Here is a 26,016-nt window from a genome sequence, read left to right as displayed (position 1 = left end):
TCGTGGCCATGTCCGACCCCGCGACCACCCGACCGCGCCCGGGGCGCCCCGCGCGGCTCAGCCGTTCGCGCATCGTGGACGCGGCCGTCTCGGCCGGGAACCTCGACACGCTGACCATGCGCGAACTCGCCACCCGCCTGGACGTCAGCCACGGCGCGCTCTACCGGTGGGTCGGCAACCGCGACCAGCTCTTCGACCTCGTCAGCGAGGAAATGGTCGAGCGCGTCCTGCCCGCGGAGGGCCCACCCGGCGGCTCAGCCGACATCTCGCCCGGCGGTGTACGCGACGTCGACTGGCGCCCCTGGCTCGCCCGTGTCGCCTGGGCCATGCACGACCAGTTCCTCGCCGTCCCCGGCTACGCCACCCGCCTGTCCCGGCCGCACCGCCACAACTCCGACGCCCTCGGACGACTCCGACAGGAAGTCGTCACCGCCTTCACGAACGCGGGCATCGCCCCCGAACCGGCCGAGCAGAGCTGGTACATCTTCATCACCACCGTCGTCGGCTGGCTCGCCGTCCAGGAAAACCCCCTCGACCTCGGCGGCGGCGCCCCGCGCTTCGACCTCTTCCTCGACACCCTGCTGAGGGGCCTGCCGGCCCGGGAGCCGGGGGTGGGGCGGGGCTGAGCGCCGGGCGTGCCCGCATGGCGCCACTCCACGAGGCGGACGTACGTCTCTGTACTCAGGATTTCATCGCCGATACCTTCCGGACCCGCTCGTTCAGGGCGCGTACGGGGGCGGCTCGGCGGTGCGGGCGGATGCGAGCGCGCAGAGTGGCGAAGTGGGCGTCGCCGCGGGCGGAGGAGACTTCTGTGTAGTCGTCCAGGAAGCGGTGCCAGGTCGTGCACGCCGCGTCGAGGTGGCCCAGCTCGAACTGGCGTTGTGCGAGCAGGGCGTGGGAGTGGACGCGGCCCTGGCGTTCCTGGCGGGGCTGGGCCTTCAGCGAGGAGTGCAGGGCCTTGATCGAACCGGGCAGGTCCTTGAACTCGTACAGCACGTGGGATACGTGGAAGAGGTACGCCGAGGCGTCGTAGCCGCCGATGGACTCGCGGCGGGCATCCGCTTTGGACAGCGCGGTCTCCGCCTCCCGGAGGCGGGTGATGGCCGTGTGCCGGTCGCCGGTCATCGAAGCGGCGTGGGCTTGTTGGCCGCGCAGGAACGCGACCAGGCGCGGCCCTGCGGAGGGAGCGGCAGCCGCTGCCGAGTCGGCCAGGCTCAGGGCCTTCTCCCCGTAGCCGAGGCTGGACGCCTGGAGGGACATGCCGCGCAGGATGCGGCAATACGTGAGGTGGTCGTCGGCCTCGCCCGCCAGGTGCAGGGCTTTCACGTAGTAGCGCTGGCCGACGCCGTGCGCCCGCTCGTACATGGCCATCCACCCGGTGAGGTACGTCAGGTCCGCGGTGGCCGCGAGCAGGTCCCGGTGCGCGCGCTCCGTCGCGGGTGCCGTCAGCCATGGGCCGACGGTGTTCACCAGGAAAGCCGTCGTCATCGGCCGCGCGTGGCCGCCTCCGAACTCGTCGAGGATGTCCGCCACCCGGTCGGTCACCGCCCGGACCGTCTCGACCTGCGCCGGGCCCACCCGCCCGGCCCTGCCCGGACGCGCCACTGCTTCGGCCCGCCCGGCGAGTTCCGAGAAGAGGGGCACGGCCAGGGCGGCCGAGTACAGGCCGGCCTGAAGGACGCCCCTGCGGGACGGGTCCATGTCGTCGCGGCTCATGTCGAGGAGTTCGTCGACGGCTGAGCCGTGGACCGGTCGGGTTCCGCTCGGCGGAGTGGGGAATCCGGCTTCGGCGTGGGTGACGGGGCGTCCGAGGCGCCTGGCCAGTGCTTCCAGGACGACGGGCCGGACCTGCGGCCTCGGCATGGTGCCGGAGAGCCAGTGGGCGACGGCCGACTGCTCGTAGCGGAGGAGGATCCCCGCCTCCGCCCCCGCGCGGTTCACCGCGTTGGCGAACTGCTGCTCGGTCCAGGCGGCCTGTTGGATCAGGCGGCCGAGGCTTGTGTTCGGTGTGCGCCGACTGTTCGCCATGCTCAACTCCCGGCAGCATTCATGGCTTTCATGTTCACGCCCGGCTCCCACGGTACTCGTGAGGGCGCTGCAGAGGGTTACCTCTGTGGACGGACGGGCCACCGAGGAAGAGGTGGTCCGGTAACCCGGGTAACGAGGAAGCAGCGGTGAGGGACATGAAGCCATCGGAGCAGGCGGGTGCGGTGTCGGCGGATGTCGACTTCGAGGCGGCGCGCCGCACCATCGACGTGATCAAGGCGCGGGTGCGGAGCTGCTCGGCGGCAGAGGACACGGAGCGGCTGATGGGAGAGGCACGGGCCGTTCTGTCCGAGTTGATTCCCCTGGTCGACGCGTACGTACGGCGGCTGCCGTGCACGTCGCTGGAGTGGGGCCGGGGCTGCGACACGGTCGCACGTGCTCGTACGGCGCTGACCTGGACCCATACGGGCAGCAGCATCTCGTACCTCGGCTACGTCGCCCATGTCGCCGATCACCTGTTGAGCTACTTCCCGGGCCGGGCACCTGGAGCGGAGTCGTGATACCCCGAACTCACCCCCTCCCCAAAAACACCGGATTCGTCATCGCCGCCATCGTTCCCGGGACGCCGGGGGTGGTGGCCGGGTGGCGGATCTCGGCGCGTACGTAGGCGGCGTTGGCCGGGGTGGTGTGCCAGGTGGTGGTGCCGGTGTCCGGGACGGGGGTGGTGAAGCGTTGGCCCTGGTCGGTGAGGAGGCGGATGGTGCTGCCCGGTGGGGCGCCGCTCACGGTCAGGCGGACCGTCGCCCGGGCGGAGTCGTCCACCGGGAGGCGGCCGCCGATGCCGGCGTGTTCGCCCTTGGGGCCGGACGCGGTGAAGGCGAGGTCGAGGGAGGAGGACTCGGCTATCCAGACGCGGCCCGCGCGGATGCCGGAGAGGATCGCTTCGCGGGAGAGGTCGCCGGCCAGGACCACGGTCTGGGGCAGGCCGATCACGTCCGGGTCGCGGTGGGCGTCGCTGTGGCCGACGGCGGGGAGCCGGGGGCCCCGGCCGTGGGCGTGCGCCACCAGGGCGTTGTCCCATTCGGCGATGGCGACCTCGTCGTCGAGGGTGAAGGGGCCGTTCCAGACCTCGACCGCGTCCGCCTCCGCGTAGCCGAACTTCCAGTTGCAGCCGACGCAGGTGGCGTGCGGGTGGGCCGGGATGACCAGGCCGCCCGCGCGGCGGATGCGGCGGGCGAAGCGGGGGAAGGCGTCGTCGCGGGCCCGGTAGCGCCAGTCGATGAAGACGCCGGGGTCGGTGCCCATCGCCACCACGTGGCCGTTGCGGGTGGTGACTTCTTCGCCGGTGAGGATGAGCAGGTCGTCGCCCCACAGGCCGTCCCACGCCGGGTGCGCGGCGGTGGTGTTGTGCTCGGTGGTGGTGATGAAGTCCAGGCCGGCGGCGCGGGCGAGGCCGGCGATCTGGGCGGGGGTGCGTTTGCCGTCGGAGTAGACGGAGTGGAGGTGGTTGTCGCCCCGGTACCAGGCACGGCCGCGGCCCTTGGCGCGTTGCGGTGGGTAGGCGGGGGTGCGGGGTTCGCCCCCGGGGCCGTAGTGGAGGGTGATGGTCACTTCGTAGGTGAGGCCCTGTGGGGCGACGGTGTACGGGCCCAGGGCGATGTGCCAGGTGCCGGGTTCGAGGGGGCCGGGGAGGTAGCCGGGCGTGGCGTCGTCGGCGCGGATGAAGAACTCCGTACGCGCGCCTCCCGACCAGCCGCGGAAGCCGCGGCCCCCGAGGTCCGTGCCGCGTTCGTCGAAGATGCCGATGTCGCAGGCGTTGCCGGCGGTGCCGGGCGGGGTGGCGGGGCGGTCGTAGGTGTAGGAGACGGCCAGTTCGCGTACGCCGCGGGGGACCTCGACGGGGAGGTAGACGTAGTCGGGTGCGCCGGTGGGGAGCGTTCCGGTGACCTTGCGGGTGTCCGTACGGGGCCCCTCGCCGGTCCGGGCGCCGCCCTGGGCAGGCCCGCCGCCGTCGTCGGCCGCTGCGAAGCTCACACCGTTCAACGTAAGCGCACCGGCGGCTCCCGTCATCAGCAGGGCGCGCCGCCCGGGGGACGGGGACGGCGTGCCGGGGCGGTCGTGGGCTTCGGGCATGGGTCGGTCCACCCTTCGTGGCGCGCGGAGCGCCGGTCAGCGGGCGCGTACGGAAACTCTCGTATTCAGGCGTGAACGGGCGGACAAGGGAAGGGGGCGGGCAGGAAACGGTCCCATGTGGTGCGCCGCGTGGCGCGAACCGTCACGGCCGCCCCGGCGCCTCATGGACGCTGCCCGTCCCCGGCGGTAGGAAGGGACAACTGCCGACACGGAGGTACGCCCAGCATGCGGATCTCGACCACCATCTTCCTGACCGACGAGACGATCCGGCCGGACCGGCTGGCCCGGGAGCTGGAACAGCGCGGGTTCGCCGGGCTCTACCTTCCGGAGCACACGCACATTCCGGCCAGCCGCGACACGCCCGCCCCCATGGGTGAGCCGCTGCCCCGGGAGTACGGGCGCAGCCTCGACCCGTTCGTGGCGCTGGGCCAGGCCGCCGCCGTCACCGAACGGCTGACGGTCGCCACCGGTGTCACCCTCGTCGCCCAGCACGACCCGATCGCGCTGGCCAAGCAGGTCGCCACCCTGGACTTCCTCTCCGGCGGGCGCTTCACGCTCGGCGTCGGATACGGCTGGAACGTGGAGGAGGCCGCCGACCACGGGGTCGAGTGGTCGACCCGGCGCACGCTGGTCCGCGACCGGATGCGGGTGATGCGGGCCCTGTGGGCGGACGAGCCGACCGCGTACGAGGGCCGGTTCGCCTCCGTACGGGCCAGCCTGGCGCACCCGAAGCCGGTCAAGGGCGCGCCGCGCACCCTGCTCGGCGGTGCGGCCGGTCCCCGGCTCTACGCGAGTATCGCGGAGTTCGCGGACGGCTGGCTGCCGATCGGCGGCGCGGGCCTGGCGGAGTCGGTGCGGGACCTGCGTCGGGCGTGGGCGGAGGCGGGGCGGGACGGTGAGCCGGTGGTGGTGCCGTACGCGGTGCAGCCGTCGGCCGGGAAGCTGGCTCGGCTGGTGGACTTGGGGCTGGAGGAGGTCGTCGTGGGGCTGCCGGCGGCGGGGGAGGCGGAGGTGCTGCGGACGCTGGACGAGTTCGCGCAGTATCTGTGAGCGGGATAGTGGGGACGTCCGGTTCCTTGGCGGCACACTTCTTCCGCACCGGCATTTTTCCCCCGCACCGGCACACTTCTCCCGCCCAGCCTGCCCGCGCCGTCTCCGGAGGGAACCTCCGCCTGACGTGATCAGTGGCACACCGACCCGGGGCATCCGGTCGGCGTCGCTGTCGGTGGTCGCTCGTATGCTCGTTGGATGACTAGCAGCGCGCAGGTACCCGGGCAGGGGACGGACCGGACGGCGGTCCCCACCGGCACGCCCTCTTCCGCCACCGCCCCCACCGCCAACGCCATGCGGCGCGCCCTCAAGCGCGCCCGCGACGGCGTCGCGCTCGATGTCGGCGAGGCCGCGGTGCTGCTCCAGGCGCGCGGCGACGACCTGCGGGATCTGTGCGCCTCCGCGGCCCGGGTGCGCGACGCCGGGCTGGCGGCGGCCGGCCGGCCCGGTGTGATCACGTACTCCAAAAGCGTGTTCATCCCCTTGACGCGCCTGTGCCGCGACAAGTGCCACTACTGCACGTTCGTGACCGTCCCCGGCAAGCTGCGCCGCGCCGGACACGGCATGTTCATGTCCCCGGACGAGGTGCTGGACATCGCCCGCCGGGGCGCCGAACTGGGCTGCAAGGAAGCGCTGATCACGCTCGGCGACAAGCCGGAGGACCGCTGGCCCGAGGCCCGCGAGTGGCTGGAGGCCGAGGGGTACGACTCCACGATCGCCTACGTGCGCTCCATCGCGATCCGCATCCTGGAGGAGACGGGGCTGCTGCCCCACCTGAACCCCGGCGTGCTGTCCTGGACGGACTTCCAGACGCTCAAGCCGGTCGCCCCGTCGATGGGCATGATGCTGGAGACCACCGCCGAGCGCCTGTGGAGCGAGCCCGGCGCCCCGCACCACGGCTCCCCGGACAAGGAACCGGCCGTGCGCCTGCGCGTCCTGGAGGACGCCGGCCGCTCCAACGTGCCGTTCACGTCCGGGCTGCTCATCGGCATCGGCGAGACGTACGAGGAGCGCGCCGAGTCGCTGTTCGCGCTGCGCAAGGTGCAGCGCGCGTACCACGGCATCCAGGAAGTCATCGTGCAGAACTTCCGCGCCAAGCCGGACACGGCGATGCGCGGGATGCCCGACGCCGAACTGGCGGACCTGGCCGCCACGGTCGCCGTCGCCCGGCACATCCTCGGCCCGTCGGGCTGCATCCAGGCGCCGCCCAACCTCGTCGACTCCGAGTACGCGCTGCTCATCGAGGCGGGCATCGACGACTGGGGCGGTGTCTCCCCGGTGACGCCCGACCACGTCAACCCCGAGCGGCCGTGGCCCATGATCGAGGAGCTGGCCGAGAAGTCCGCCGCGGCGGGCTTCGAGCTGCGCGAGCGCCTCGCCGTCTATCCGGAGTACGTCGAGCGCGGCGAGCCCTGGCTCGACCCGCGCCTGCTGCCGCACGTACGCGCCCTGGCCGATCCGGAGACCGGGCTCGCCCGCCCGGACGCGGTGGTCGAGGGCCGCCCCTGGCAGGAGCCCGACGAGGGCTTCTCGATGAGTTCCGCGGGCCGTACGGACCTGCACCGCACCATCGACACGGACGGCCGCACGGCCGACCGGCGCGACGACTTCGACGAGGTGTACGGCGACTGGGACGCGCTGCGCGAGGCCGCCGCCCCCGGCATGGCCCCCGAGCGCATCGACACGGACGTCCGCGCCGCCCTGGCGCAGGCCGCCGACGACCCGACCAAGCTCACCGACGCCGAGGCGCTGGCCCTGCTGCACGCCGACGGCCCGGCGCTGGACGCGCTGTGCGGCATCGCCGACGACCTGCGCCGCGCCACCGTCGGCGACGACGTCACGTACATCGTCACCCGCAACATCAACTTCACCAACGTCTGCTACACCGGCTGCCGTTTCTGCGCCTTCGCCCAGCGCCGTACGGACGCCGACGCCTACACCCTCTCCCTCTCCCAGGTCGCCGACCGCGCCCAGCAGGCGTGGGACGTCGGCGCGGTCGAGGTCTGCATGCAGGGCGGCATCCACCCCGACCTGCCCGGCACGGCGTACTTCGACATCGCGCGGGCGGTCAAGGAGCGCGTCCCCGGGATGCACGTCCACGCCTTCTCGCCCATGGAGGTCGTCAACGGCGCGTCGCGCACCGGCCTGTCCATCCGCGAGTGGCTGAGCGAGGCCAGGGCCGCCGGCCTGGACACCATCCCCGGCACCGCCGCCGAGATCCTCGACGACGAGGTCCGCTGGGTGCTGACCAAGGGCAAGCTGCCCACCGCCACCTGGGTCGAGGTCGTCAAGACCGCCCATGAGCTGGGCCTCCGCTCGTCCTCGACGATGATGTACGGCCATGTCGACCAGCCCCGGCACTGGCTCGGCCACCTGCGGCTGCTCGCGGAGATCCAGCAGGAGACCGGCGGGTTCACGGAGTTCGTGACCCTGCCGTTCATCCACACCAACGCGCCGGTCTACCTGGCCGGCATCGCCCGGCCCGGCCCGACCACCCGCGACAACCGCGCCGTGACGGCCATGGCCCGCGTCCTGCTCCACCCGCACATCACCAACATCCAGACCAGCTGGGTCAAACTGGGCGCGGAAGGCGCCGCCGAGATGCTCCGCTCCGGGGCCAACGACCTCGGCGGCACCCTGATGGAGGAGACCATCTCCCGTATGGCGGGCTCCAGTTACGGGTCCTACCGCTCCATCCAGGACCTGGTCTCGATCGCGGACGCCGCGGGCCGCCCGTCGCGCGCCCGCACGACGACGTACGGACCGGTGGCCGCGGAACGGGAGGCGGCGGCGCTCGCGTCGGACGGGCATCTGCCGGAGCTGTTGCCGGTGGTGGAGTAACGGGGAGGCCCCGGGCCCGGCCGTCTCCCGCTACGGTTACGCCCGGAGCCCGCCGGGGGAGCGCGGGCCCGGGAGGTGAGCGGTGGACCGCAGGCGGCTCTCGCGGCAGGAGCTGATCCGCGCCCGGCGCGGGGACGGGTTCGTCGGCCGCGAAGGCGAACTCGCGGCGTTCCGCGCCAATCTCGCCCGCGACCCGGCCGACCCGGACTTCCGCTTCCTGCACCATCTGCACGGCCAGGGCGGCGTCGGAAAGACCTCCCTGGTGCAGCGGTTCGAGCAGATGGCACGCGACCTCGGCGCGCTGACCGTGTACGTGGACGAGTCGGTGCACGGCGTCCCCGAGGCGATGGCCGGGATCAGCGCCCGGCTCGGCCGCCAGGGCAGCCCGCTGAAGTCCTTCGACAAGCTGCTGGCCACCTACCGGGAGCGGCGGCAGGAGGCGGAGGCCGTGCCGGCCGGACCGGACGAACCGGCCGACGAGACGCCGCCCTCGCCCGGCAGCATGATCATCGCCAGGGCGGGCGTGGCGGGTATCGGCCTGATCCCCGGCGTCGGACCGTTCGCCGGCGCGGTGGACACCACCCAGGTCGCCCGGGGCGCCGACCGGCTGCGCAGCCGCATCGGCGCGCGGCTGCGCAACCACGACGACGTACAACTGGTCCTGTCCCCGGTCGAGGTGCTGACCCCGGTCTTCGTACGGGAACTGGGCGACGCCGCCGACGCCGTACCCGTACTGGCCCTCTTCTTCGACACGTACGAGGCGACCGGCCCGCTGCTCGACACCTGGCTGCGCGACATCCTCTTCAGCGACCGCTACGGACCGCTCGCGCCGAACGTCATGGTCACCCTCTCCGGCCGGGACGCGCTCGACCGTAGCTGCTGGGCCGACCACCTCGAACACGTCGACGACCTGCCGCTCGACGCCTTCACGGAGGCCGAGGCCCGCCAGTACCTGTCGGCCCGGGACGTGACCGACGCCGACACGGTCGATGCCATCCTGCGGCTCTCCGGCGGCCTCCCCGTGCTCGTCTCGACGCTCGCCGGGAACCGGCCGCGCGCGGCGGAGGCCGTCGACGACCCCAGCGACACGGCCGTCGAACGCTTCCTGAAGTGGGAGACCGATCCGGTACGGAGGGAAGCCGCGCTGGCGGCGGCGCTGCCGCGCCACCTGGACGAGGACGTGTACCGGGAAGCGGTGGACGCGGAGGCCGCCGACCACTTCGGGTGGCTGTGCGGGCTGCCGTTCGTCAGCGACCGCGGGGGCCGGTGGCAGTACCACGAGGTGGTCCGTACGGCGATGCTGCGCGTCCAGCGCCGACGGTCGCCGCGGGTCTGGGCGCAGCGGCACCGCCGGCTGTCGGAAGCGGCGCGACGGGGGCAGATGGAGCGGGCGGGCGGCCGGGGGCCGGCCGGGTGCCGATGGGACGAGCGGTGGCGGGACCTGCGGCTGCGCGAGATCTACCACGCGCTGTGTGCCGATCCGCGGGCGTTCCTGGCCGAGGCGCTGTCCGAGGTGACGGCCATGGCCCGGTACGAGCCCGCCGCCGTACGCCCGGCCGCCGAGACCGTCCGGCAGGCGGGCGAGGACGGGGACGCACCCGAGGTCCGCGACTGGGGTACGCGGCTGACCGCCGCCCTCGACGGGCCGGACGGCCTGGCAGGGGCCCTGACGGCGTTGCTCGCCGGACCCGGTCTCGACGCGGCGGGGCGGGCGTCGATCCACCGGTTGCGCGGCCGTGAACACCGCAAGGCGGAACGCTGGCAACAGGCGTTGGCCGCCTTCGACCGGGCCCTGGAACTGGTGCCCGACGACGCGGACGCCTGGTTCGGGCGGGGCCTGACCCACCGCTACGCGCGCGACTTCGAGCGGGCGGCCGAGGACTTCACCCGGGCCCGGGACCTCGATCCGAGCCAGCCGGCCCCGCTCTTCCAGCTGGGCGAGACCAACCGCCTGATGGGACGTTACGAGCAGGCACTGACCCTGTTCGACCGGACGCTGGAACTGTTCCCGGGGCACGACCCGTCCCATGGCAGCCGCGCTGTCTGCCTGCGCCGCCTGGGCCGTTACGAAGAGGCGCTGGCGGGGCTGACGCGCGCCATCGAGCTGCGCCCGGACTACGCCTGGGCGATGGCCGAGCGCGGCATGACCTACCGGGCCATGGGCCGGTACGCGCAGGCACTGGCGGAGTTCGACCGGGCGCTTGCCGCCAACCCGTCGTACGCGTGGGCCGCCGGGGCCCGGGGGCGGGTCGCGCTCCTCGCGGGCCGGCTCGCGGAGGCGGTGGCGGACTTCGGCCGGGTCGTCACCCTCGGGGCGGCCCACCCCTGGACCTTCGCCCGCCGTGCCAAGGCACATGAACTGCTGGGGGCGGCGGACGAGGCGCTCGCCGACTACGACAGGGCCCTCGCCGACGGCGTCGGGACCGCCGCGCCGGACGTGGACCGGGCCGCGTTCCTGTCCGCACGGGCCGGGTGCCTGCGCCGTGCGGGGCGGCTCGACGCGGCAGGCGAAGCCATGGCGGCGGCGTCGGCACTCGCGCCGGACGAACTGCCGGTCCGGTACGAGGCCGCGCTCCTCGCGAGCGCCGTGCACGGGCTACGGGACGCGGCGCCCGCCTGGGAGGCAGTGCGGGCCGGATACGAGGACGCCCGGCCGCCGTTCGGCGACGACCTCGTGGCACCAGCCGCCATCGTGATGGTCACCCGGTGCGCACTGGGCGACTGGCCCCGTGCCATCAGCGCGCTCACGTTCATGCTCGGTGACGACACCCCCTGGGAACGCATCGCCGATGCGGAGTCCGCCCTGCGGGACCTGGCGGCCCTCTGGCCGGACCCGGACTCCCCGCCCCCCTCGCCACTGGCCGCCCTCCGGAACCTGCTCCTGCGGCGGATGGCCGAAACGGGCCCGGGGACGCCCTGACCGGCGCCTGAGCCCTCACCCGTCCCCGGTCTCCGCCTCCGCCTCGTGCTGGAGGATGCACTGCTGCCACTGCGCCAGCGCTTCGGCGCGGTCACCGCCGGTGTCCTCGGCTGCGGAGATCAGCGCGTCGGCGGCCATCGCGGCCAGCCGTACGGTGATCTGGCACACGTCGCGCTGGGAGAGCGGCCGGAGGAGTTCCACGGCGCCGTCGCTGTCCCCGGCCAGGGCACAGGCGACGACGGCCATGGCGGTGCGGTCCCATTCGAAGTCGGGCATGGAGGGAGCATTCCCAGGGCGCGCGGGTCGTATGGCCGCGGCGTGCCGGGGGCACGACTGTGCTGATCGGGACCGTAGTGATCAAAAGCCTCCTCCGGGGTGACTGTTCGCATAGCGTTCCTTGCCCGGAGTTGACCCTTCTTGGTCGATTACAGTGCTGCGGCAGGGGGGCGTAAGGACCCCGTAAGGGAAGTGGTGGGCCACGGGGAGGGACGGAAGTGAGCACAGCGGCAGGCGGCACGGCCATCTGGGGGCGCGCCGAACAGCAGGACTTCCGCAGCCGGGTACGGGGATGCCTGCTGGGCGGGGCGATCGGCGACGCGCTCGGCGCGGGCATCGAGTTCGACTCGCTGGACGCGATCCGCGAGGCGCACGGCCAGGAAGGCGTGACGGACTACGTACCCGCCTTCGGACGGCGCGGCACGGTCACCGACGACACCCAGATGACGCTGTTCACCGTCGACGGCCTGATCCGGGCCCAGGTACGGCGCGACACCGGCGCCTGGCACCCGCCCACCGACGTGCACCGCGCGTATCTGCGCTGGGCCGCCACCCAGCGCGACTGGGGCCCCGACGAGCGCCGGAAGGACGACGGCTGGCTGGCCCGCGAGGAGTGGCTGTACGCGCAGCGGGCGCCCGGCCGGGCCTGCCTGTCCGGGCTCGGCGACGAGGTGATGGGGACGCTGGAACAGCCCAAGAACCCCGACTCCAAGGGCTGCGGCGCGGTGATGCGGTCGGCGCCGTTCGGGCTGCTGGTCGGCTGGGAACCGCAGCTGGTCTTCCAGCTCGCCGTCGAGTGCGCCGCCCAGACGCACGGCCACCCGACGGGCTACCTCGCGGCCGGCGCCCTCGCGGTGATCACCCACTCGCTGGCCCGGGGCGAGGACCTGGACGGCGCGGTGCAGAAGTCCCTCGCCCACCTGGCGGCCCGGCCGGGCCACGAGGAGACCAGCGAGGCGCTCAAGCAGGCGCTGGGCGCCGTACGGCAGGGGATGCCCACGGCCGCCCGCGTGGAGACGCTGGGCGAGGGCTGGACCGCCGAGGAGGCCCTGGGCATCGGCGTGTACTGCGCGCTGGTCGCCGAGGACGTCCGGCACGGGCTGCTGCTGGCGGTCAACCACGGCGGCGACAGCGACTCGACCGGCGCGGTCTGCGGCAACCTCCTGGGCACGCTGCACGGGGAGACGGCGCTGCCGCCCGTGTGGCTGGCCGAGCTGGAGGGCCGCGCGACGATTCTCCAGCTCGCCGACGACTTCGCCATGGAGATGACACAGGGCCCGGCCCTGCACGGCCCGGGGAAGTCCGCGCCGGGGTGGCTGGAGCGGTATCCGCGGGGGTGAGGGGTGGGGGCGTGGCCGTGCAGCCGCGTCGCGTGCCCGTACCGTCGCCCACATCGTGCGCCCGCACCGCCCGCCCACCGGGGCGAATCGAACGGAACCGTCCCCCCAGCAGGGGGTTACCCAGGGGCGGCGCACCGGACACGTCGGCCACGGCGGCCACGCGGGTCATGCGGAACACGCCGGCGGCGAACTCGCCGGCCATGCCCAACGCTCCGGCCACGCCCAACTCGCGGGCCACCCCCAACGCTCCGACCCTGAACTCACCTGACAGCCCCGCCCGTTCGCATTGTCCCGCTTTGATAGAGACTTGGTCGACAAACCGGCCCCGCCCGTGCGAGAACAGCCCAGAGGACCGCGGGCGGTCCGTGCCGGAGGGGTACGAGGGGGGAGGACACCATGGGCCGCTACCTGCTGCGCAGGCTGGCCGGTTACCTGGTCCTGGTGGTCGTGGCGGCGTCCCTGACGTACTTCCTCGCCGGCCTGAGCCTGAACCCGCGCGCCCGCTTCGAGGGCCGCAACCCGCCGCTGCCGGAAGCCGCCATCACCCGTACCCTCGACGACGTCAACATGAACCCGGACACGCCCGTGGTGGTCCGCTTCGCGCGCTGGGCCGGTGACGTCGCCCACGGCGACCTGGGCCGCACCGTCGAAGGCGACTCCGTCAACGACGACTTCGGCCGCCGGGTCGGCGTCAGCACGCGGCTGCTGCTCCTGGCCACCCTCGTCGGCTCCGCCCTCGGCGTCGCCGTCGGCGCGTACGGCGCGATCCGCCAGTACCGGTTCTTCGACCGGTTCTCCACCCTCGCCTCGTTCTTCGTGCTGGCCATGCCGGTGTTCGTGGTCGGCGTGGCGCTGAAGATCGGCGCCACCGCGCTCAACGACGGCACGCAGACGATCAAAGTCCTCGGCGAGTACGACGCCCAGTACGCCGGCCGCTGGGACCCCGCCGCGCTGCTCAACCGCGCCCAGCACATGCTGCTGCCCGCGCTGACCTTGATCATCGTGCAGGTCGCCCTCTACAGCCGCTACCAGCGCAGCACCATGCTGGACGTGCTCGGCGCCGACTTCCTGCGCACCGCCCGCGCCAAGGGCCTGCGCCGCCGCACCGCGCTGGTCCGGCACGGGCTGCGTACGGCCGTCCTGCCGGTCGTACCGCTGCTCGTCTACAACATTGTGCTGCTCTTCGCCGGTGCCACCTTCGTCGAGAAGACCTTCGGCTGGCACGGCATGGGCGAACTCCTCGTCGACTCGGTCGCCGGTCAGGACGTCAACGCGGTCGCCGCGGTGGGCCTGTTCACCGCCGTCCTGGTGCTGGTCGCGGGTCTGCTCGCGGACCTCCTGTACGCGGTCCTGGACCCCCGCGTACGGGTGCGGTGATGCGTACCCCGGCCGGCCGCCGCCCGCCGCGGAGCGGGCGCGCCTCGCGGGCCCGGCTCACCGCGCGCCGCTTCGCGCGAAACCGGCTCGCGCTGTGCGGGCTGGCGCTGCTCGTCCTGCTCTTCGCCGCCGCGTACGCGGGCCCGCTGTTCTCCCCGTGGGACCACCGCACCCACGACTTCCTCAACTTCCTTTCCGGGCCGTCCGCCGACCACTGGTTCGGCACCACCCAAAGCGGCCTCGACCTGTACGCGCTCACCCTGCGCGGACTCCAGAAGTCCCTGGTCATCGGCGTCCTGGTGGGGGTGTTCGCCACTTTTCTGTCGGCCGTGGTGGGCGCCTTCGCGGGCTACTTCGGCGGCTGGACCGACCGCCTCCTGATGGGCTTCGTCGACCTGCTGCTGGTGATGCCCGCGTTCCTGATCGTCGCCGTCCTGTCGCCTCTCGTACGCGGCTCCGGCTGGCCGGTCTTCGTCGTCCTGCTCGCCGCCTTCAGCTGGATGATCACCGGGCGGGTCGTGCGCAGCGTGACGCTGACGCTCAGGGATCGCGAGTACGTCAAGGCCGCGAAGTATCTGGGCGTCCCCGCGCCGGTGATCGTGTTCCGGCACATCCTGCCCAATATGGCCTCGCTGCTGATCATCGATGCGGTCATCCAGGCCGGCGTAGCGGTCATCGGCGAAAGCGGGCTGTCGTACTTCGGGTTCGGGGTGCAGCCGCCGGACGTGTCGCTGGGCACGGTCATCGCCGACAACACCAACATGGCCGCGAGCTACCCGTGGCTGTTCTTCTTCCCCGCCGGGTGCCTGGTGCTGATCGGCCTCGCCCTCGCCTTCGTCGGCGACGGGCTGCGGGACGCGCTGGACCCCGACGCCGCGGGGGCACAGGCGCGCGCCAAGGGCCGTACGAAGCGTGGACCGAGGCACCGCCCTACGAGGAACGGTCCTGCAAAGCACAGCCCTGCGAAGCGCCGACTCCGTACGGCCGAAGACACCGCCACGGAAGGCCGCCGGTGACCGGACAGTCCACCGGCCGTCCCGGGACGGCCGCCCGCCCCGCCCTCCAGGTGACCGGCCTGCACGTCACCTTCCCCGGCGAGACCGGCCCGGTGCACGCGGTACGCGGCCTGAGCTTCGCCGTACGGCCCGGTGAGGTCCTCGGCGTCGTCGGGGAGTCGGGCGCGGGCAAGTCCGCCGCCGCGCATGCCGTCCTCGGGCTGCTGCCGGACAGCGCCGCCGTACGGGGCTCCGTCGAGCTGGACGGCCGGGAACTGCTCGGCCTCGACGACGCGGCGCTGTCCCGGGTCCGCGGCAACGGCATCGGCATGGTCTTCCAGGACCCGCTGTCCGCCCTCACCCCCGTCTACAGCATCGGCAGCCAGCTCGTCGAGGCGCTCCGCGTCCACCAGGACCTGAGCCGCAAGGCCGCCCGCGTACGCGCCGTCGAACTCCTCGACCTCGTCGGCATCCCCGACCCGCACCGCCGCGCGGAAGCCTTCCCGCACGAGTTCTCCGGCGGGATGCGGCAGCGCGCCGTGATCGCGATGGCCATCGCCAACGACCCGCGGGTCATCGTCGCGGACGAGCCGACCACCGCCCTGGACGTCACCATCCAGGCGCAGATCCTGGACGTGCTGAAGACCGCCCGGGAGGTCACCGGCGCCGCGATCGTCCTGATCACCCACGACCTGGGGGTGGTCGCGGGCACCGCCGACCGGGTGCAGGTCATGTACGCGGGGCGGCCGGTGGAGTCCGGGACGGTCGACGACATCTACTACCGGCCGCGGATGCCGTACACGATCGGCCTGTTGGGCGCGACGCCGCGCCTGGACGGGCCCGCCGGCGCGCCGCTGGTGCCCGTGCACGGAACGCCGCCGCCGCTGTCGTCCCTGCCACCGGGCTGCCCGTTCGCGCCGCGCTGCCCCGTCGCGGTGGACCGCTGCCGGGAGACCGAACCCGCACCGGCCCCCGCCACGGGCGCCGGGCACGCCGCCGCCTGCCATCGCGGCGAGGAGATCGCCGCCGGGGCACTGCCGCGGGCGGGGATCTTCCCGGTACCCGGGGGAGACTTCGAGGGGCGGGGGTGCGCCGAGGGGTCAGGTTGCTCAGCGGGTCCGGGGCGCTCCGCGGGTCCGGGGCGCTCCGAGGGGCGGGGGTGCGCCGAGGGGTCAGGTTGCTCAGCGGGTCCGGGACGTTCCGCGGGTCCGGGGCGCTCCGAGGGGCAGGGGCGCTCCGCGGTGCCGGGGCGCTCCGCGGTGCCGGGGCGCTCCGCGGTGCCGGGACGTTCCGCGGGTCCGGAACGCTCAGTGGGTCCGGAACGCTCCGCGGCTCCAGGGCACACCGCAAGTCCGGGGCGCTCCGCAGGCCCGGAGCGGACAGGCCGCGCGCCTACAGGGGCGAATCGAACGGGAACGACCCCCCAGCAGGGGGTTACCCAGGGGTGGCGGGCGGGAACCGCGCCCGCGGAGCGGCCCCGTCCCGTTCTGCTGGAGGTGGACGGCCTGGTCAAGCACTTTCCGCTGACCCGGGGGTCGTTCGTCAAGCGGACCGTCGGCACCGTGCGGGCCGTGGACGGCATCAGCTTCGCCGTACGGGAAGGGGAGACGCTCGCGCTGGTCGGCGAGTCGGGGTGCGGCAAGACCAGCACCCTGATGGAGATCATGGAGCTGGCGGCCGGACAGTCGGGCACCGTACGGCTCTTCGGCCGGGACGTCCGGGAGCTGGACCGCGCCGGACGCCGGAGCCTGCGCCGCGACCTCCAGATCGTCTTCCAGGACCCGACGGCCGCCCTGGACCCGCGGATGCCGGCCGGTGACATCCTCGCCGAGCCGCTGCGCACCCACCGTGTCCCCGGGGACCGGATCGCCGCCCGCGTTCCCGAACTGCTGGAGACGGTCGGACTGGCGGCCGAGGACGCCGGCCGCTACCCGCGCGAGTTCAGCGGCGGCCAGCGCCAGCGCATCGCCATCGCGCGCGCCCTGGCGCTGGAGCCGCGGCTGCTGGTGCTGGACGAGCCCGTCTCCGCGCTGGACGTGTCGGTCCAGGCCGGTGTGCTCAACCTGCTCGACGAGCTGAAGTCCCGGCTGGGCCTGAGCTACCTGCTCGTCGCGCACGACCTGTCCGTCGTACGGCACAGCGCCGACCGGATCGCCGTCATGTACCTGGGCCGCATCGTGGAGTCGGGCGACACCGCGGCGGTCTTCGCGGCGCCGTCGCACCCGTACACGCGGGCCCTGCTGTCCGCCGTACCGCTGCCCGACCCGCGCAAGGAGCGGACCCGGACCCGCGTCCTGCTGAGCGGCGACCTGCCGAGCCCCGCCGACGTGCCGTCCGGCTGCCGCTTCCGCAGCCGCTGCCCGCTGTACGCGACACTCGGCGCGCCGGAGCAGCGGCGCTGCCGGGAGACGGACCCGCCGTCGCGACCCGTCGCGTACGCCCAGGAGCCGCACGCCCACAAGGAGTCCGCCGAGCTGCACGCCCACGAGGCCGCCTGCCACTACGCGGCGCTGCCGGGAGGAGGCTGAAGACCCCCTCCCGCGACGCGCCGTCCCGGTGTTTTCGTCGGTCCATCAGTCCAGTCGAGAAAGGGAACGTCTCCGCAATGAAGCTCTCCAGAGTTCCGCTCGCCCTCGTCGCCACCGTCGCGGTGTCGTCATTAGCGCTGACCGCTTGCGGCGGGTCGGACGACGGGGGTGGCGACGGCAAGCCGAAGGAAGCGCCGAAGACCACCGCGCTGGACATCAACAAGACCGATCCGGCGCAGCTCACCCAGGGCGGCACGCTGAACTGGGCGATCGACCAGTTCCCGGTGCAGTTCAACGAGATGGAGACGGACGGCAACCAGGCCGCCACCAACGTCGTCATCGAGGCCCTGATGCCGTCGCTGTGGCATTCGGCGCCCAACGGCGAGCAGGTCCCCAACAAGGCCTTCCTGCTGGACGCCGCCAGCCGCACCGAGGGCGGCAAGCAGATCGTCACGTACCACCTGAACCCCAAGGCGAAGTGGTCCGACGGCACCCCGATCACCTACCGGGACCTGGAGGCCAACGTACGGGCGATGAGCAGCAAGGACGCGGCGTTCAAGGTCGGCTCGCCGGCCGGGTACGAGGACGTGTCGTCCGTACGCGGGGGCAAGGACGACCGCGAGGCGGTCCTGACCTTCGACAAGCCGTACGCGGACTGGCGCGCCCTGTTCGGCGCGCCCAACAACACCCCGCTCTACCCGGCGAAGTACATGGCCGACGCCAAGGGCTTCACGACCGGCTACCTCAACACGATCCCGGTCACCGCCAACGCCTACAAGCTGGGCGGCATCGACAGGACCGCGCAGACCGTCACCGTCGTCCCGGACCCCGCGTGGTGGGGTGACAAGCCCAGACTCGACAAGATCGTCTTCCATGCGATGACGACCGAGTCGATGCCGGCCGCCTACGCCAACGGCGAGATCGACTACTTCGACCTGAACGCCGGTGTGGCCGCCTTCAAGCAGGCCTCGGGCGTCGGGTCCGGCGAGATCCGCGAGGCCGGCGGACCCAACTACCGGCATCTGACCTTCAACGGCAAGAGCCCGAAGCTCAGCGACCCGAACGTGCGCAAGGCCCTCTTCAAGGCCACCGACCGCGAAACCCTCGTGCAGTCCAGCGTCAAGGGCCTCAACTGGAAGGCCGAGCCGCTGAACAACCACTTCCTCGTGCCCAACCAGAAGGGCTACCGGAACAACGCGGGCGACCTCGCCACCTACGACCCGAAGGCCGCGGGCAAGCTGCTGGACGAGGCCGGGTGGAAGCTGGACGGGAAGATCCGCAAGAAGGGCGGTGCGGAGCTGAAGCTGCGCTTCGTGATACCCACCGGCCAGCCCGCCTCGAAGAACGAGGCCACCATCCTCACCCAGATGTGGGCCCAGGTCGGCGTCCGGCTGGACATCCGGACGGTGCCGGTCAACGAGTTCTTCGACAAGTACCTGATCCCGGGCGAGTTCGACGTGGCGCCCTACAGCTTCTCCCGTACGCCGTTCTCCGCGACCGGCTCCAGCAACATCTACGCCAGTAACGGCGGCAGCAACATCTCCAAGACCGGCAGCGCGAAGCAGGACGAACTGCTGGCCAAGGCCGGCCGCAGCACCGACCAGGCGGCCGCCCTGGAGGCCGTCAACGAGGCCGACGCGGAGGTGTGGCGGAACGCGGGCGTGCTGCCCACCTACCAGCTCCCCGAGATCACCGCGGCCAAGAAGAAGCTGGCCAACCTCGGTGCGCAGGGCATGGCCGACATCACGTACGAGTGGATCGGCTACACGAAGTAGCCCACGGCGGCCCACCGCGGCCTGCTGCCGAGGCCGGCCGCGACGCGCCGCTGAACCCCACCGCGGCGTGCCGCTCCGGCAGCTCAGCGGGGAGACGCACGGTGGCCGGGCCCGCCGACCGGTCCGGCCACCGTACGGGCGGCGGCGCCCGCGCCACCGGGGCCGCCGCCGTCCTCGTCCGCGTCGCCGCCCGAATTGATGCGGGCGAGCACCGCGTCCCGCTCCGGGGTGTCCTCCGGCTTGAGGAATCCGATCAGGACGTACAGCACCAGTGAGGTGGCCACCGGCGCGACGATCTGGATCTGGAGCTGTACGCCGGACAGCCCGTAGTTGGTGAGCCAGAAGGCGAACAGGCCCGCCGCCCAGGACACCAGGGCCGCGGTCGGGCCCGACCTGCGGAAGCGCGGCACCATGCCGAGCAGGAACGGGATGGAGATCGGGCCCACCAGTCCGGCCACCCACTTGATGACGACGGTGATGATGTCCTTGAACGTCGGTGAGTTGACCTGGGTGGCTATGGCCATCGACAGGGCCAGGAAGGCGACGGTGGACAGGCGCGCGGCCAGCAGGCCCGCGCGGTGCGACCAGCCGCGCGCCCGCGCGCCCAGCCTCGGCAGCGCGGGCGCGATGTCACGGGTGAACACGGCGGAGATGGCGTTGGCGTCGGAGGAGCACATGGCCATCGTGTGCGAGAAGAAGCCGACGATGACCAGGCCCAGCAGGCCGTGCGGCAGCAGGTGTTCGGTGAGCAGCGCGTACGAGTCGGACGCGTCCGGCTTCCGCGCCTTCACCAGCAGCGGCGCCACCCACATGGGGAAGAAGAGCACGGCGGGCCACACGAACCACAGAACGGCGGACAGCCGGGCCGAGCGGCGCGCCTCGCGCGCGCTGCGGGTGGCCATGTAGCGCTGCGCCTGGTTCCACATCCCGCCGCTGTACTCGAAGGTCTTGATGAAGAGGTACGCGAGCAGGAACGTCAGTGTGTACGGGCCGACCGTCGGCCGGGCGTGGCTGTCCGGCAGCCGGTCCCACACCGTCCACAGCGCGCTGACACCGCCCAGCTCGGCCAGTACGGTCACCAGCATCGCCACCCCCGCCAGCAACTGGATGACGAACTGGCCCAGCTCGGTGAGCGCGTCCGCCCACAGGCCGCCGACCGTGCAGTAGACGCCGGTGACCACACCGGTGATCAGGATGCCCTGGTTGAGGGTGAGGCCGGTGAAGACGGACAGCAGGGTGGCGATCGCGGCCCACTTGGCGCCGACGTCCACGATCTTCAGCAGTACGCCGGACCAGGCGAGCGCCTGCTGGGTGGGCAGGTTGTAGCGGCTCTTGAGGTACTCCAGCGGCGAGGCGACGTGCAGCCGCGAGCGCAGCCGGTTCAGCCGCCCGGCGAACAGGCGGGCCCCGATGGCGATGCCGACCGCGATGGGGAACGACCAGGTGACGTAGGACGTGACGCCGTACTGGTAGGCGATGCCCGCGTACCCGGTGAACATCACGGCGCTGTAGCCCGACATGTGGTGCGAGATGCCGGACAGCCACCACGGCATCCGCCCGCCCGCGGTGAAGAAGTCGCTCACGTCGTCCACGCGCTTGTGGGACCACACGCCGATCGCGACCATCACGCCGAAGTAGCCGACGAGCACGGCCCAGTCGAGACTGTTCATGCCCCCTCCAGGGGTCCGCCTTGTGAACGGGGAGACACTTCGCCGGACGTTCCGCGGGGCGGGGCCCCCGTGCGGGAGCGGGGACTTCGGGGATTGAACCGTCCATGGCGAGGGCCGGTCAAGGGTGCCGTAGGTCAAGGATGTGAACCGCTGTCAGCTAAGCGAACGATTTTGCGGTCTCCTGGCCTCGGAGGGAGTTGTTGCGCCGGGCCACCGGAACCCACGATGAGCGCACACTTCGCCGGGTGCGGGAGGGGAGGGGGAGAGAGGGCCGCGCTCAGCGCATGATCTCGCCGGCGTTCACCAGCAGCGACTGCCCGGTGATCGCCCGCGCCCGGTCGGACGCCAGGAAGACCGCGCTCTCGGCGACATCGGCGTCCGTGGGCATCTCCGGCAGCGCCATCCGCGCCGTGAGCCGGTCCAGGACCTCGCGCTCCGGGATGTCCTCGGTGTGCGCCGCGTACTGGACGTACGCCTCGACCGGCGGGCCCCACATCCACCCCGGCTGCACGGTGTTCACCCGTATCCGGCGCGGCCCCAGCTCCCGCGCGAGCGCGTACATCGCCGAGACCAGCGCGCCCTTGGACGCCGCGTACGCCGCCTGCCGCACCTCCGACGGCGCGGCGACCGACGACTGCGTGCCGATCAGCACGACCGACCCGCCGCCGCGCCCTTCCAGCGACGGCAGGCAGGCGCGGGTCATCCGCAGCGAGCCCAGGAGGTTGATGTCGACGACCTGCCGCCAGGCGTCGAAGTCGGCGTCGGCCAGCCCGCCGAAGTGCGAGTCCAGGGCGGCGACCTGCACGACCGCGTCGATGCCGCCGAAGCGCTCGTCGGCGAGCGTGGCCAGCGCGGCGCACTGCTCCTCGTCCGCGATGTCCGTCACCCGCCAGGCGACGCGCTCGCCCGACGGGTCGGCCTGCGCCGCCGTCTCGGCCAGGCGGGATTCCGTACGGGCGCCGAGCACCACCGAGGCGCCGTCCCGTACGCACGCCATCGCCACCTGATGGCCGAGCCCGGCGCCGACGCCCGACACGACGACGGTCTTGTCCCGCAGCAGCATGGGCACCTCCTGGCCGGACGGGCCGCCGGGAGTCGAACCGAGCCCCGGCGTGAAGTGACGGGCCGTCAGAATAGGGTGTGAGTCGCTCCGATGGCTACCGTCACGCGGCCCGCAGTACTTTCTCCAGCCGCAGCAGCCCCTCCTCGATCTCCTCCGGCGGATGCGTGACGAAGGACAGCCGCATGGCCCCCGCCTCCGCCGGACCCGCGTAGAACGGCGCGCCCGGCACGTAGGCGACATCGTGCCGGACCGCCTCGGGCAGCAGCGCCGTGGCGTCGTACCCGGCGGGCATCGTCGCCCAGACGGGCGCCCCGGGACCGCGCGGAAGCGCCCGCATGGTGAACCGGCGCGCCCGTACCCCTCCTCAACTGACGCCATGTCAGCTACAACCGATGCCCATGACCCACGACCCCGGCACGGACGCGCACCCGGACACCCGCAGCGGGACCTACACCGAACTGGCCGCCGTCGGCCCGTACGGCGTGCGCCCGGGACACGCGCTGATCACCATGGTCGAGCCGCACCCCGGCCATGAACACGCCTACAACCGCTGGTACGAGGACGACCACTACATCGCCGGCGCCATGGCGATGCCGTGGATCTTCGCGGGCCGCCGCTGGGTCGCCACCCGCGACCTGCAACTGCTGCGCCGCCCGGCCCGGTCCGCCGTCGCCCGGCCCGTCACGGCGGGCTGCTACCTCTCCACGTACTGGATCACCGACGGGCGCCACGACGACCACCTGCGGTGGACCGTCGCCATCAACCGGCGGCTCAACGCCGACGGCCGGATTCATCACGACCGTACCCACGTCTTCACGGCCTTCCACGACCACGCGGCCACCGTCTACCGGGACGGCGCCCGCGGGCCGCGCGACTTCCACGCCCTGGACCACCCGTACGCCGGGCTGGTCGTCGAGATCATCGACGCGGCGGACGCGGACGGCCGGGCCGCGCTGCTGCGGTGGCTGCGCGACGAGCGGCTGCCGCGCCGGCTCGCGGGCTCGCCCGCGGCCATGGTGACGGTCTTCTGCCCCACACCGCTGCCCGGCGACCGCATGTCGTACGTGAAGCAGGTGGCGGGCGTGGGCACCCGGCTGACGCTGCTGTGGTTCCTCCAGGAGGACCCGCGCGCGTGCTGGGAGCCGTGGTTCGCGGGGCTGGGGGAGGAGGTCGCCGCCTGGGGGCCGGCGCGGGTGGAGCTGGTCGCGCCGTTCGTCCCCACCGTGCCCGGGACCGACCGGTACGTGGACGAGCTGCGGTGAGGAGGTACGGCCCGGCAGGGGCCCGCGGGCAGGGCCGAGCCCCCTCGGCCGGGACGGCGATCCAGTCGAGAGGGCTCTGGGGTGGTGCGTGTTCTGCGGATTGCGCTTTGTGCCATGCGGTTGATCGGACCGGAAGGTTTCAGTACGGAAACCGCATCCCCGGGCCTGACCGGACCTGATCCGACCGGAAGCTCCCGGCTCAGATCAGGTCGTACGCGCCTTTGTTCACATCCGCCACGAAGGTGCTCCACGCGGAGGTGTCGAAGGTCAGACGCGGGCCGTCGGGGTCCTTGGAGTCCCGCACCGCGATGGCGGCGGGCGCCGGCACGGCGACCTCGACGCACGCGCCATTGCCACCGGAGTACGAGGACTTCGTCCAGGAGAATGCGGAATTGGGCTGAATGGCCATGTTCACTCCGACTCGCTCTGAGTTGCACCGCGTTGCCGCGGATTCGGTAGTCCCGACGCTACGCGCCAACATCACCGACGGCAGGAGCAGTTCACTCATCCGTATGGCATATTCCTTGATCTCTTTTCAAGCGAGCGTGTCTCGGTGTACGGTGCCGCACTTCCTTGCGGAATCCCGTATTCGGCCATCCTGGCGTTGTGATCAAGCCATGCTGTCCGCGTGCTTCTTCGCCGCGGCGGCGATGAACTCCCGGCTCTGGTCCGCACTCAGCGCCTGGGCCCGCAGATGCTCGTACATGATCGTGTACTTGTGTACGTCGTTGGTCTTCTCCAGATACAGATCGCTGGTGACGCCTTCGATGTAGACCACGCTCGAATCGGCCGCGTCGTCGAACTCCAGGATCGAGAACGTCCCCGACATGCCCGCGTGCGCGCCCGTGTCGTACGGCAGCACCTGCACCGTCACATGGGGCAGGTTGCTGACCTCCACGAGGTGGTCGAGCTGCTCGCGCATGATCAGGTGACTGCCGACGACCCGGCGCAGCGCGCTCTCGTCCAGGACGACCCACAGCCGCAGCGGGCTGTCGGGGTGGTTGACCCGCTCCTGGCGGCGCATCCGCACCTGGATCCGTTTCTCCAGCTGCTCCTGGGTCAGCTCGGGGACCGTGCCGGGAATGACGGCCTCGGCGTACCCGGGCGTCTGCAGCAGGCCCGGCACGAGCAGCGACTCGTACACCCGCAGCGACGCCGCCTCGGTCTCCAGACCGATGTAGACGCTGTACGGGATGTCGCCGAACGCGTGCCACCAGCCCTGCTGGCGGGAGTCCTTGGCCATCTGCATCAGCGAATCGACGACGCGGTGGTCGTCGACCTCGTAGACCCCGCACAGGTCTCGGACGTCGCGCTGGCTGATGCTGCGGCGGCCGTTCTCCAGTCGGCTGATCTTCGACTGCGACACCAGCAGGCGCTCGGCGACCTCCTCGGCCGTCATGCCCTTGAGCTCGCGGAGCCTGCGCAACTCCTGGCCCAGCCGGCGACGCCGGACGGTGGGATTGATGTTGGACGCCACGGGACGTGCACCTCCGGCTCCGTACTGCTGATTTCTCCTGCTCAGCAGATTGCCATCCCAGGTCCGTACAGCGCAGTGGAATGGACACACAAGGCGAGCGGACGTGCGCGCGGGGTGGCGGCCCGGCCGTCGTCCGGATCGGCCGGTCCGCCACCCCGCGCTTGCTGCGGCTCCCGAACGGGACTGTGGGGACACTCGTGCTGATGATGCTGCTGTGGCGCGGGTCGTGGGGTGCGCCGGTGTGTACGTGGTGCGTCTGTCGCGCACAGCTCGTGGGTGGTGCGAAGTGCTGCCTGCGCTCTACGTGAACTGCCTGTGGTGCGGTGCCGGGCGCCTCGCCGGCACTCGCCGACGCGAGGGCGTCAGCGCGCGCCGACGCGGGCCATGGACCCGTGCCGCGGCTGTGCCGGTACGCCCGCCGGTTCCGCCGCGACGCGGGACGCGGGCTGCCGGCCCGCTCCCGGTCCGACCGGTCCGGACGCCGCCACCGGTGCGCGCCTCGGCTGTGCCGCGACGCCGTTCTGCACATCCATGACGGCATGTGCGACCAGCCCGCCCATCGGGTCGTGCCGGATCAGGTCCCGGAGGCGGGAGCGCGAGGAGCGCCCCTCGTTCCCGGGATACAGGTGCTTGCCGAGGCCGACCGCGTGGGCCAGTGCGGCGAGCGCCGCGGTCCGCGGGTCCGGTGGTACGCCGGTGCGGATCGCGTTGTCCAGCCGGTTCTTGATCTCCCGGCTGATGGCCGTGTCCGTCGCCTGGTAGCGAGTCGTCGGCAGTACCCCGCACATCTGACCCGCCACGGCATGGACCATGCCGCACCGCTCCAGATGCGTGAGATACGTCTGGCGCAGCCCCAGCCGGGGCCCGCCGATCCAGTGGACGGCGCGCACCGGGCTGCCGCGTCGGCGCAGCAACTCGAGCGCGGAGTCCAGAGTCGGATCTCCGGTCGGCCGTGGCAGCACCACGGCGATACGATCCCCGTCAGGGGCTATCCGTCCGGCCAGAGCCAGCTCTACTAGCTGGGCCCCGGCCAGACCGAGGTCGAGCGACTGCGGCTGCGCTGTGGTTCCCGTTGCCGGGTCCAAAGCGAGCAGCAGAAGCTCCTCCGGAATTGTTCTGCGGCTCCTGCCCATCCATGCCTCCCCGCGTGGATGAATGACAGGGTGACCCCTCTCACATTCATCTGTCGAGAGTGCGTGAGGGGTTAGGCAGGGAACCTGTAGGTATGTCGTTCTCGTCTAGCTGCTTGGCGACACCTTCTGTGGGGCGGGGCGCCCATCGTTTCGCGTGGCGGTGCGGGCGTGCCTCGCGGACACAGGACAC

The 26,016-nt window shown here is 72.3% G+C and carries 19 protein-coding genes and 1 pseudogene; 11 read left to right on the top strand and 9 right to left on the bottom strand.

The window, feature by feature from the left end; genetic code table 11:
* Positions 1–8 precede the first annotated feature (8 nt).
* Positions 9–626, top strand: a complete 618-nt coding sequence (locus ACFV57_RS04485; protein WP_385225566.1) for a TetR/AcrR family transcriptional regulator — start codon at positions 9–11, stop codon at positions 624–626.
* Between the two features lie 55 nt (positions 627–681).
* Here ACFV57_RS04485 and ACFV57_RS04480 read toward each other — a convergent pair whose 3' ends face one another.
* Positions 682–2,028: a hypothetical protein gene (locus ACFV57_RS04480; protein ID WP_385225564.1), complete on the bottom strand. Its 1,347-nt coding sequence runs from the start codon at positions 2,026–2,028 to the stop codon at positions 682–684.
* Positions 2,029–2,183: 155 nt separating this feature from the next.
* Between ACFV57_RS04480 and ACFV57_RS04475 the strand changes: the two genes are divergently transcribed.
* The gene (locus ACFV57_RS04475) at positions 2,184–2,546 is read left to right on the top strand and encodes a hypothetical protein (protein ID WP_385225562.1); all 363 of its coding nucleotides are present in this window, start codon (positions 2,184–2,186) and stop codon (positions 2,544–2,546) included.
* 10 nt (positions 2,547–2,556) lie between these two features.
* Here ACFV57_RS04475 and ACFV57_RS04470 read toward each other — a convergent pair whose 3' ends face one another.
* Positions 2,557–4,056, bottom strand: coding sequence for a CehA/McbA family metallohydrolase (locus ACFV57_RS04470; RefSeq protein WP_385225637.1), 1,500 nt, complete (start codon positions 4,054–4,056; stop codon positions 2,557–2,559).
* A 288-nt stretch (positions 4,057–4,344) separates the two neighbouring features.
* Here ACFV57_RS04470 and ACFV57_RS04465 point away from each other — a divergent pair, with 288 nt between their 5' ends.
* From ACFV57_RS04465 to ACFV57_RS04455, 3 genes are all read left to right on the top strand, one after another.
* A complete protein-coding gene (locus tag ACFV57_RS04465; protein ID WP_385225560.1) occupies positions 4,345–5,169 on the top strand; it encodes a TIGR03619 family F420-dependent LLM class oxidoreductase in 825 nt (274 codons plus the stop codon).
* Positions 5,170–5,367: 198 nt separating this feature from the next.
* Positions 5,368–8,010, top strand: coding sequence for a bifunctional FO biosynthesis protein CofGH (locus tag ACFV57_RS04460; protein WP_385225558.1), 2,643 nt, complete (start codon positions 5,368–5,370; stop codon positions 8,008–8,010).
* A gap of 82 nt (positions 8,011–8,092) precedes the next feature.
* A complete protein-coding gene (locus tag ACFV57_RS04455; RefSeq protein ID WP_385225556.1) occupies positions 8,093–10,930 on the top strand; it encodes a tetratricopeptide repeat protein in 2,838 nt (945 codons plus the stop codon).
* Between the two features lie 15 nt (positions 10,931–10,945).
* Here the strand turns inward: ACFV57_RS04455 and ACFV57_RS04450 are convergent, their stop codons facing one another.
* Positions 10,946–11,206, bottom strand: coding sequence for a hypothetical protein (locus ACFV57_RS04450; RefSeq protein WP_385225554.1), 261 nt, complete (start codon positions 11,204–11,206; stop codon positions 10,946–10,948).
* Between the two features lie 218 nt (positions 11,207–11,424).
* Here ACFV57_RS04450 and ACFV57_RS04445 point away from each other — a divergent pair, with 218 nt between their 5' ends.
* The 5 genes from ACFV57_RS04445 (at position 11,425) to ACFV57_RS04425 (ending at position 19,221) form a co-directional block, all read left to right on the top strand.
* Positions 11,425–12,546: an ADP-ribosylglycohydrolase family protein gene (locus ACFV57_RS04445; RefSeq protein WP_385225552.1), complete on the top strand. Its 1,122-nt coding sequence runs from the start codon at positions 11,425–11,427 to the stop codon at positions 12,544–12,546.
* Between the two features lie 396 nt (positions 12,547–12,942).
* On the top strand, positions 12,943–13,923 hold the full coding sequence (locus ACFV57_RS04440) for an ABC transporter permease (RefSeq protein WP_385225550.1): 981 nt from the start codon (positions 12,943–12,945) through the stop codon (positions 13,921–13,923).
* Positions 13,923–14,939: an ABC transporter permease gene (locus tag ACFV57_RS04435; protein WP_385225548.1), complete on the top strand. Its 1,017-nt coding sequence runs from the start codon at positions 13,923–13,925 to the stop codon at positions 14,937–14,939. Before ACFV57_RS04440 ends, ACFV57_RS04435 begins: the two co-directional genes overlap by 1 nt.
* The gene (locus tag ACFV57_RS04430; protein ID WP_385225546.1) at positions 14,936–17,446 is read left to right on the top strand and encodes a dipeptide ABC transporter ATP-binding protein; all 2,511 of its coding nucleotides are present in this window, start codon (positions 14,936–14,938) and stop codon (positions 17,444–17,446) included. Before ACFV57_RS04435 ends, ACFV57_RS04430 begins: the two co-directional genes overlap by 4 nt.
* A gap of 77 nt (positions 17,447–17,523) precedes the next feature.
* A complete protein-coding gene (locus ACFV57_RS04425) occupies positions 17,524–19,221 on the top strand; it encodes an ABC transporter family substrate-binding protein (protein ID WP_385225544.1) in 1,698 nt (565 codons plus the stop codon).
* Between the two features lie 83 nt (positions 19,222–19,304).
* On the opposite strand, the gene ACFV57_RS04420 is transcribed toward ACFV57_RS04425, so the two are convergent.
* The 3 genes and pseudogenes from ACFV57_RS04420 to ACFV57_RS04410 all read right to left on the bottom strand — a co-directional run.
* Positions 19,305–20,891 carry a sodium:solute symporter family protein gene (locus ACFV57_RS04420; protein WP_385225542.1) on the bottom strand — a complete coding sequence of 529 codons (1,587 nt, stop codon included), beginning with the start codon at positions 20,889–20,891 and terminating at the stop codon, positions 19,305–19,307.
* 277 nt (positions 20,892–21,168) lie between these two features.
* Positions 21,169–21,954, bottom strand: a complete 786-nt coding sequence (locus ACFV57_RS04415; protein ID WP_385225540.1) for an SDR family oxidoreductase — start codon at positions 21,952–21,954, stop codon at positions 21,169–21,171.
* A 100-nt stretch (positions 21,955–22,054) separates the two neighbouring features.
* Positions 22,055–22,285: pseudogene (locus ACFV57_RS04410) on the bottom strand (PLP-dependent aminotransferase family protein); the annotation flags it as partial.
* Positions 22,286–22,352: 67 nt separating this feature from the next.
* Here ACFV57_RS04410 and ACFV57_RS04405 point away from each other — a divergent pair.
* Positions 22,353–23,216: a hypothetical protein gene (locus tag ACFV57_RS04405; protein ID WP_385225538.1), complete on the top strand. Its 864-nt coding sequence runs from the start codon at positions 22,353–22,355 to the stop codon at positions 23,214–23,216.
* 199 nt (positions 23,217–23,415) lie between these two features.
* Here ACFV57_RS04405 and ACFV57_RS04400 read toward each other — a convergent pair whose 3' ends face one another.
* The 3 genes from ACFV57_RS04400 to ACFV57_RS04390 all read right to left on the bottom strand — a co-directional run bounded on the left by ACFV57_RS04400 (position 23,416) and on the right by ACFV57_RS04390 (position 25,826).
* Positions 23,416–23,625 carry a DUF397 domain-containing protein gene (locus tag ACFV57_RS04400; RefSeq protein WP_385225536.1) on the bottom strand — a complete coding sequence of 70 codons (210 nt, stop codon included), beginning with the start codon at positions 23,623–23,625 and terminating at the stop codon, positions 23,416–23,418.
* 201 nt (positions 23,626–23,826) lie between these two features.
* Positions 23,827–24,693, bottom strand: coding sequence for a helix-turn-helix domain-containing protein (locus tag ACFV57_RS04395; RefSeq protein ID WP_385225534.1), 867 nt, complete (start codon positions 24,691–24,693; stop codon positions 23,827–23,829).
* Between the two features lie 362 nt (positions 24,694–25,055).
* Positions 25,056–25,826 (bottom strand): GPP34 family phosphoprotein, encoded by a 771-nt coding sequence (locus ACFV57_RS04390; RefSeq protein WP_385225532.1) that lies wholly within the window; start codon positions 25,824–25,826, stop codon positions 25,056–25,058.
* Positions 25,827–26,016 lie beyond the last annotated feature (190 nt).

The sequence above is a fragment of the Streptomyces sp. NPDC059788 genome (genome assembly GCF_042732265.1).
Taxonomy (GTDB): Bacteria; Actinomycetota; Actinomycetes; order Streptomycetales; family Streptomycetaceae; genus Streptomyces.
This window is presented reverse-complemented; position numbering and strand designations above follow the sequence as displayed.